The 9,494-nt window shown below is 40.8% G+C and carries 4 protein-coding genes; all 4 read left to right on the forward strand.

The window, feature by feature from the left end; genetic code table 11:
• Positions 1 to 587 precede the first annotated feature (587 nt).
• A complete protein-coding gene (locus tag B3763_RS09280) occupies positions 588 to 1,283 on the forward strand; it encodes a hypothetical protein (protein WP_286745918.1) in 696 nt (231 codons plus the stop codon).
• A 276-nt stretch (positions 1,284 to 1,559) separates the two neighbouring features.
• Complete coding sequence (locus B3763_RS09285) at positions 1,560 to 2,465, forward strand: hypothetical protein (RefSeq protein WP_286745920.1); 906 nt, start codon at positions 1,560 to 1,562, stop codon at positions 2,463 to 2,465.
• 97 nt (positions 2,466 to 2,562) lie between these two features.
• Positions 2,563 to 6,081, forward strand: a complete 3,519-nt coding sequence (locus B3763_RS09290; protein ID WP_286745921.1) for a hypothetical protein — start codon at positions 2,563 to 2,565, stop codon at positions 6,079 to 6,081.
• A gap of 131 nt (positions 6,082 to 6,212) precedes the next feature.
• A partial coding sequence (locus B3763_RS09295) for a DUF6443 domain-containing protein (protein ID WP_286745922.1) occupies positions 6,213 to 9,494 on the forward strand: 3,282 nt, incomplete at its 3' end.

Here is a 9,494-nt window from a genome sequence, read left to right on the forward strand (position 1 = left end):
ACAACACATATAGCTTATGGCGGGGGGACGGCTGTCAGCAAGTTTTCGCTTCGTAGTTAACTTTGGTTTCTGAGAGAAGCAAAGTGCTTCGAAAACCGCCACAAGACATACACAAACCGTTATGTTTATGGTTCTTTCTTTTTATAAAGAGCGTGTTGAAGGCTATTATTATACCTTCATGTGACCTTGAAGATATCCTGGCTTTCTCGGGATCTTTACCAAGTATAATTCAAATCCTTTTACATTTTTTTAGCTCGGACCGCCAACTGGTATTTATAAACCTCCCTGCTCTTATAATTATTAAGATTTATTTTAATTATCAGACTTAAGATAGATTGTCGTCTATCCTGATTTGACGGCTTGGTAATACTGTGTAATTGTTCCAAATATGTAATTATATTACCGATTGTGTAATTCGCAAAATTACAATTATTGATCAACAACAATATCATTGATGTGAAATAGCTGTTTGATGTTTTTGAAGATTTTAAGGGATTTATAGGGCTGTTGTGTCAGTTATTATATGTATTGGATAATTATTTGATACTTACTTAATTTCTCAAAATTTCAAACTACATAAGCACATCATGAAACAAATTTTCTTCGGGTTCTTATACATCTTGTATATTCCAAACGTATTTTGTCAGACTGCGAGTGATATTGTTAATGCCTCTAGTGCAAAGCTAGGGTATTCTTCATTAGTAGATATAGGCGTAATTCAATACAGGATATTACAAAGTAATAACTTAACGATTGACCAGGAAATTGTCTTCACCGCTTCATCTAATGGCGATATAAGAGCCGATGTACAACTTGAAGATGGTCAGGTATCATTTATTAAAAATAGTAAAGGTTATTTTCAGGTAATAAGCGGTCAAACAATGCCGCTAACCTCTGAACAGACTATCCAAAATCTCGAACGCTTTAACTTTCTGGATAATTTCTATACTCTCTGGGGTTTTTCAGATAATGTCAAATTGGGTAAATCGAATGGCTTTATTGTAATTCAAAGCAAAGACAGGTCAAAAAAACTAAGCGTTAAAATTGATGAGAATACCTTGCTTCCAATGGTAATTGAAGAAGATGTCTCAGGTTATGGGAAGAGGTTTCAAAGGACTATCGAGTTTAGGGAATACAAGGAGTTTGCAGGTCTTTGGATAGCTACTGAACAGACTTTAACCACGAGAGGCAAGGATAATGATACGGATCTCTCAGAGGTGATTAAGATTAGAGACTTGGTTGTGGCCAACCATATTAAGCCTTCTTTTTTCTATGTCAATTAAGCCTCGCAAATGCATATCTCAAAAACACTCATACTTTATACAGTTGCTGTACTCTGGTCTTTTGGGCTAAATGCTCAAGAACAGGAGACATTTGAGGCTTTAGAGTCATTGATGCAAAAGATAGAAAAGGCCGATGAGTCTCTTCAAGCGCTACACTCCAAGAAGGGCTCATATAAGGTTGATGTTTCAGATTCGGTTGACTCTTCCCAAAGCATATGGGCATATAATCAATTGTTAGATCAAATAAGTTCTCTGCAAAAGGAAATAGAGTTTGCTATGGGCTATGAGCAGGTGATTATACTCAATAAAAGGTTTGAAGAGCTTAGTAAAACAATCACAATATTTAGATCTGATAACCCATCTCAGTTCGGTAGCCCACTTTTTCAGTCCAGACTTAACCAGCAACTTGAAGAGTTGATTGATTTAGTTCAAATGTCGTCCGACACTTTTCATGAAGTTTTGAATGGTTCGGATTTTCTCAAAAACCTCAAAGGTGAATATTTAAAGAATAAGAGCATCGAAAAAAACTTTTTTAATAGAGTAGGGCTTGATGTTAATGAAATTCAATCCATAGAGCTTTTAGAGGGCCGCTTCTTGCAGAGATATGGTGGTACGCCCGAAGATTTTTCATCAGCTTTTGTAGAGAAATTATCGCAAGAAATTGCAGCCTTCGAATCAGAAAAAAAAGCCCTAATTCTTCAAAGTGTTCGTAAAAATGAGACCGTGGTTTCTCACAACAGGAAATCACTCGTTGGTGGGAGTTTTTCTATTCTTCCTAGTAAACCCATTAAGATATCTTTATCGGCAGATTATATCAAACCTGTTTCCTACAGATGGGCTCTAGGTTTTGGGATTCTGGCAGATAATGAATTGAAAGCTAAGAAACTAAGTCAACTCTCTTTAACCAACAGGTCGTGGGGAGGCAGGGGGATTCTTAACTACCATATAAGTCCCAGGTATTTTTTGGAGGGTTCTTATGAAATGAGCCGATACAAAGTAAGTATTGTATCCAATGGTAGTGAGCCTTTATCTGCTGAATGGAAAGATGAGACTAAGATAGGCCTTGGCAGGTTTCAACGAATAGGAAATAACAAGGTCTTACGACTTGTACTATTATACACGCCTTCTACGCAACGAGGCACCAGCAGGCTAGAATTTAGAACCGGTATCTATATTAATTAAACGTATTGTACACACAGTTATGAAAAAACAGTTTTCCCAAAGAGTGTTAGCGATCCTTTTCGCTTCAAATCTGACTCTTTTAAGTTTCTCTCAAGATATGCCAAAGGTGATCCCTCCTTCACCTGAGGCTGCCTCTATTGTAGGATATGGCAATACCAATGTAAACTTCTATACGGGTTCACCTTCCTTCTCAATTCCTATACATACGGCATCTAATAAAGAGGCGAGTTTACAGATATCGCTAAGTTATACAGGATTTGGTGGCATTAAAGTAGAAGAAGTTGCGCCATGGGTTGGATTAGGGTGGACTTTGAATGCCGGTGGAGTAGTATCCAGAACTATTCGTGGCAGAGCTGATGATGAAGGAGGTGGATATCAGACATTGCCTCCTTTGCCAGATTTGACTACATCTTCCTCTAGCTTAACCACATACCAAGATTATGCCGATGGTGATTTGGATGGCGAACCTGATGAGTTCAATTATAATGTAAATGGTCTGAGCGGAACATTTTACATCAACAAGTCAAAACAAGTGGTAGAGCAGGTTAAATCGAATGTAAAGATTGTTCCTGTTTTTTCCGGTCATTCAATTATTCGCTTTGAAATTACAGATACTCAAGGTCTTAAATATGTCTTCAGCGAGCAAGAGGTTGCCAAGTCGTTTGAAATGAGTGAGGCACCCGGTGCGATTGCAGCAAAAACCAACAGTTGGTATCTATCGTCCATCAATTCGGCTGCAGGTGAGGAATTGATCAGTTTGACCTACTACAACTGGAGTAATTCTGGTGATATCACATGGCAGTACGCATTAAAAAATGTAACCTATGGGCCGCAGAGTGAACTAGACTTGGGGGTTGTTTTTGGGCAGCAACACATGTATAAGTCTTGGAACTATGTGAAGCCTAAAAGAATACATATTATTGATTTTAAAAAAGGGAAAGTTGTATTTAACAAATCAAGTATAAATCGCCAGGATTATAGAAATGATTATTGGTTAGACAATATTCAGGTTACGGATTCTAACAATGTCTTAATCAAGAAGTTTAAACTGGAGTATAGTTACTTTACTGCTACAGGAACTGCGGCTATTAACTCTACCCCAACGGGAATAGGCTTTCAGGGATTGGATACAGGAGATCATGAACGCAGGTTAAAACTAGATAGAGTAATTGAGGTGGGGAATGATGGGATTACGGAAAATCCGCCATATGTTTTTACTTATAACAGTACGCACTATTTGCCAAGCCGATTCTCTTTTGCTCAGGATCATTGGGGGTATTATAATGGACAAACAGGAAACACTAGCCCTGAGCCTGTACAACGCGTCAAATATTATGATGCAGCCTCCATTCTTCGACTTGTAGGTTTTGGAACGGCCAATAGAGAACCAAGTGAAGCTCATAGTCAGGCAGGGATATTAACTAAAGTTAGCTACCCAACCGGGGGATATACGTCCTTTACTTACGGCCAGCATGAAGCTATTCATCCTAAATTAAAGAACGATTACCTTCAGCAAAGTTATAATTTTCAGCCGAACGGAACTTGGCATACGATTACAGTCTCCCTTATTAATGATCCTTATGAGGTATTGTCTATTAATGCTGATGCTTCTGGTACATGCAACATAGGAGTAGAGTTTTATAACCAGGCGGGTACCACGTACATTACCGGCCAAACCATGACTTACGTAGGAAGTGGAATGTATAGTCATGGCACCAAAACGGTAACCTTGCAGCCGGGGACATATAAAGTAAGAGCCGTAAAGTACGGTTGCAGTGTGGTTGCTACAGACAATATCAATTTACAGTGGAAAAACGAAGTCGCCAAGACCAACAAACCTGTGGGAGGGCTTAGAATTGAAGCTATTGTAGATCATGATGGAATAAGTAGTGCCAACGATGTTAGAAGAGAGTTTTACTACAATGAGAATGGAGATGGTGGCACTTCCAATAGTACGGGTAGGATTCTTAATGCTCCAACCTACGGTGGCCAGGTGATTCACAATGAGGAAGCTTATGCTCCTAATGTTTATATGAAACCAAATGGCTATCGTAGAGCGATTCAGTCTACTTATCCGTTAATGAAGACCAATGGTTCAGAGGTGGGGTATGGAAAAGTTACGGTAAGAACTATTGGAGTTGAAAACATTGGAAAAACAGAGTACTACTTTACTACTGCAGCAGACTATCAGGACTTATATGATGGCTATTACTATACCCCTCTGAATGGAGAAACATACTTTACCACGACAGCTGCCGGAACACATGAGACCTTTCCTTTCCCAAGACCAGACAGCAGAGATTACCTGAGAGGATTACTTTTAAAGCAGATAGACTACCGCTGGACTGGAAGTACCTATCACAAAGTAAAAGAGGTAATTAATACCTATGTAAGCACCTTTAACGCACCAGCTGACAATGGTAGCATTTTGCCATGGGTTGCATTTTTACCAACCAATACCCAGGCAGCAAATGGTATGAATTACGTTTCTATTGAAGGGGCTGTATGGAAACCAGGCGCTCATAACCACTTTAAAAGGTATAGGTTTTACACTGGGCGGGTTGATTTGGAAAAGACCATAACCCGAACATACGATTTGGGTAGTACAACTAATTATCTGGAGACCGAAACCACTAACTTTTGGGACGATCTGCCGTCTTATTATTTCAATGTTTCGAGGGTGCAAACCAAAGACAGCGAAGGTGTTACCCGTGAAACCCGCTTCTATTATCCTTACGATCAAAGTTCACTGACAGGTCTTACCACTCCGGAAATAAATGCTTTATCGGCTATGCGAAATACGCTAAACATGATTGCCCCTGTAATACAGCAAGAAGAGTATGTGGGAACAACTAAGACCTCAACCGTACGCAATAACTTTGAGTATTTCAGTACCCCGGCAACTTATCTGCCTTCAAGTATAGAAGTGGCAAAAGGCAGCTCTGCGTTGGAAACGCGACTCACAATGCATGAATATGATGCCAATAGAAATTTACTAAGCGTATCCAAAGATGGCGGAGTGAAGTATCGCTATTTATATGCCTATGGCAATGCGCATTTACCTGTAGCTCAGGTTATTGGTGCCGATTCAAACAATGACATTGCCTATACAAGTTTTGAGGCTTTAGAAAAAGGAAACTGGACTTATTCAGAAAATCCGTATACCGATGTGAACTCTCCTTCCGGTAAGATGTATTACAGGCTGAGTCTTGGTAGTATCTCTAAAACAGGATTAAGCTCATCAAAAAAGTATAAGGTTACTTTCTACGCGAAGAATGGAGTGCCAACACTTAATGGTGTTCAAAGTTCGGTAAATGGTGCGGAAGCTAATGCCCATGGATGGACCTATTATGAGCGTGTGGTAACCGGTATATCTACACTAACCATAAGTAGTGGTACGGCCTATATTGATGAGTTGCGTTTGTACCCAATTGATGCACAGATGATTACTTATACCTATGAACCCATGGTTGGAGTGACCACTGAAGTAGGAATGAATCATAATATACTTCGCTATCAATACGACAAGTTTAGTCGGTTAGAGCTTATAAAGGATTGGAAAGGGCATGTTATCAAAGCCTTCGACTATCAGTACCAAACCACCACTTCTTATTAATCCATACACACACTCATGTTATGAAAAAGATTATTCAGAAAATAGTATTTAATGAGTCAGGTAGAAGATTGACGTTACCTTTATCTCTAGTTCTGTTTTTCGCCTTTACCTTAACCTCACTAAAGGCTCAAATGACCATATCAGGTCCAACAAGTGTGAGTTGTGGATCCAATTACAGCTATACCCAATCTGGGGGAAGTGGTACAATTATATGGGATGCACTCAACGGAACCATCACAACATCAAATAATACCTCGGCTTCTGTTACCTGGTATGGGTCGGGAGGAGGAACCATCATGGCCGAGATACAAGGAAGTGGAGCTTTTCCGGCATTTCTAAATGTAAATATTAGTGGCCCGGCTGCACCATCAGTTACCTCAGCTTCGGGTTGCCCTAACACCAACATTGTGCTCACTGCTAACCAAACTGTGCGGTGGTATAGCGCTAGCTCAGGGGGAACTTTATTAGCTACGGGTACCACCTACACTCATAATGGAACTAATTCTTTAACGGTTTATGCAGCTGCCTTTAGTGGTAGTTGTGAGAGTTCAAGGGTAGCTGCAACAGCCACCGTGAGTTGTGGTGGGGGAACACTCAATCTTGTTCGTTCCTACACCGTGCAAGAACCAGGACACCTGACCATTAGTGCAGTTCAAGCACAGACTTCTGCTACTGATGTATTAGTTACCTCTTCTTATGCAGATGGACTAGGACGACCGATTCAGTCCGTTTCCAAGCAACTTTCTCCTGACTTGAAAGATGTTGTTTCAGTAACTGAGTACGACAATCTTGGGAGAGCTTTAAAACAATATCTCCCCTTTAAATCCACTAGTGGAACGGGTACATACAAAACCGGTGCAAACACAGAAAGAGCGAGTTTTTATACTGCTCAGTACGGTACTATTGATGATGACTACGCTTATTCACTGGTCACTACCGATAATTCCCCGCTGAACAGAACCTTAAAACAAATGGCACCAGGGCAACCGTGGGTGGGAAGTAATAGAGGAGTAAGTATGGACTATCGAACCAACACCAGTGCCGAATCGGTGGTGCGTTGGACGGCCGGAACAGGAGAAACGTCTATACCTACCTTTGCCGGATATTATTCGGCCAACAAGCTATCTGTAGTACAGAGTACAGATGAACAAGGTAATAAAGTATTAGAGTATACCGATCTTACAGGCAAAGTTGTTCTTAAAAAGGTGCAGGACTCGGCAAACCCAGGGTCGAATCATACAGGATGGTTGTGTACCTATTACGTATACGATGTATATGGCAATTTAAAAACGGTCATTCCTCCAAAGGCTGTCCAACTCATTTCTAACGACTGGAGTATTAGCACCACTGAGTCTGATGAGCTGCTCTTTCATTACCATTATGACGACCGCAACCGAATGATTGTAAAAAAGGTGCCCGGGGCAGGTAAGGTAGAAATGGTGTATGATCGAGAAGATAGACTTGTGCTTAGCAGGGATGGCAAACAAACTACGGAAGCTATTTGGGTTTTTACCAAGTATGATTACTTGGGTAGACCCGTGATGTCAGGTACCTATTCCGGAAGCACCGCCAGGTCTACCTTACAATCCACAATAAACAGTGATGATAGCGCCTTTGAAGTACGAAAGACCTCGGCTACTGGATATACACTTTATCATAATTATTATGTGAAACCATTTAGTAGTCTGAGTTCTCTGAACATCGAATCGGTAACCTATTTCGATGATTACTCATTCACTACCAAAACCTTCTCGAGTGCCTATAACTCTGCCATGAATGGAGGCACATTTGCCGATGAGCAGACACCACATTATCATGTGAATGGCATGTCAACAGGGAGCAAGACCAAAGTATTGGGCCAAAGTACTTGGTTGGAAACAGTGAACTTCTACGATGGAAAGGGAAGGCTTTTACAAACACGCTCTATAAATCATTTGGGGGGCGAAGACATTGTAACCAACAAGTATGACTTTTCTGGAAAACTGCTGTTTACCTACATTCACCATAAAAACCCTGCGGCCGATGATTTTTCAGAGTTGAGGGTTTTAAAGAAGATGACTTACGATCATGCCGGCCGATTAACCAAGGTAGAGAGCAGAAATATAAACCAGGAATCTGTATTTCAAACACTTACTTCCAATACATACGATGCGTTGGGACAACTTACTCAAAAGGCCCTGGGAAATAATAAACAGTATGTTGACTATACCTACACTATTCGTGGTTGGCTGAGCCAAATAAATAATCCGGCCAGCCTTGGCAGCGATTATTTTGGCATGAAACTCAAATACCACGATGCCACCGATGCGGTAGATATGTTTAATGGCAATATCTCGGAAATAGAGTGGTCATCTACCGGAGATAGTCACCTAAAACGATACGAGTATAGTTACGACTATAGTAATCGTTTGACAGCTGCTGTTTATGACAATCTAAGCAATAATACTTATGACAATGATTTTAGTGTAACAGGTATTACCTACGACCCTAATGGCAATATTCAAACCCTTACGCGTAGAGGTAGGGTACTGAATACAGCCAAGAATATTGACGTACTCAACTATGACTACAGCAGTTCAGATATTGGGAATAAACTGACAAAGGTGACCGACTCGGGAGTTAAAGGTAAGATTGGGGATTTTATAGATGGCAGCAGTGCCACCATAGAGTATACTTACGATGCCAGCGGCAATATGCTTACAGATCTAAACAAGGGCATCAGTAGCAATATTACCTATAACAGATTTAACTTGCCGGAATATGTAAATATGGGCGGAGGTCGTACCATAACCTATCGCTACGATGCATCAGGTGCCAAAGTGCAAAAAATAGCCAACAACAATGGAACCGTAGTAACTACCGATTATGTAGGAGGCTTTATTTATGAAAACAACAACTTGCAGCACTTTGCACACGAAGAAGGCAGGGTTCGTAAGAATAGCCAGGGAGCACTTGTGTATGACTACTTTATAAAGGATCATCTGGGCAATACCCGAACCACCTTTACTACCGAAACCTCTCCTGTAATAGTCTATAAAGCCACTATGGAGAGCGAAAATGATAATCAGGGCAATAACATAGCAGCGTTTGAAGAACAAGTCTTCTTCAACCTTAGAGAAACACGGTATACCAACGCTACGGCCAATCAATCGACCCTGGCCGATGACAATTGTACTACCTGTAATGAGGTGAGTCGAACCAATGGCAGTTTGGCTGCCAATCGCATAGGAGCTGCTCTGCTATTGGATGTTATGCCAGGCGATGAATTGGATATTGAAGTATGGGCCTACAATGAAGGAGGAATCTCTACCGGAACTTCGCGCATTAGCAGTACTACTCTGGTAACTGCTTTGGTATCTGCTTTTGTGCCGGGCGGTTCGGGCACCGACCTGTATACCCAAACCAACAGTGTA

The organism is Roseivirga sp. UBA1976, assembly GCF_002336325.1.
In the GTDB taxonomy this organism is placed as follows: Bacteria; Bacteroidota; Bacteroidia; order Cytophagales; family Cyclobacteriaceae; genus Roseivirga; species Roseivirga thermotolerans.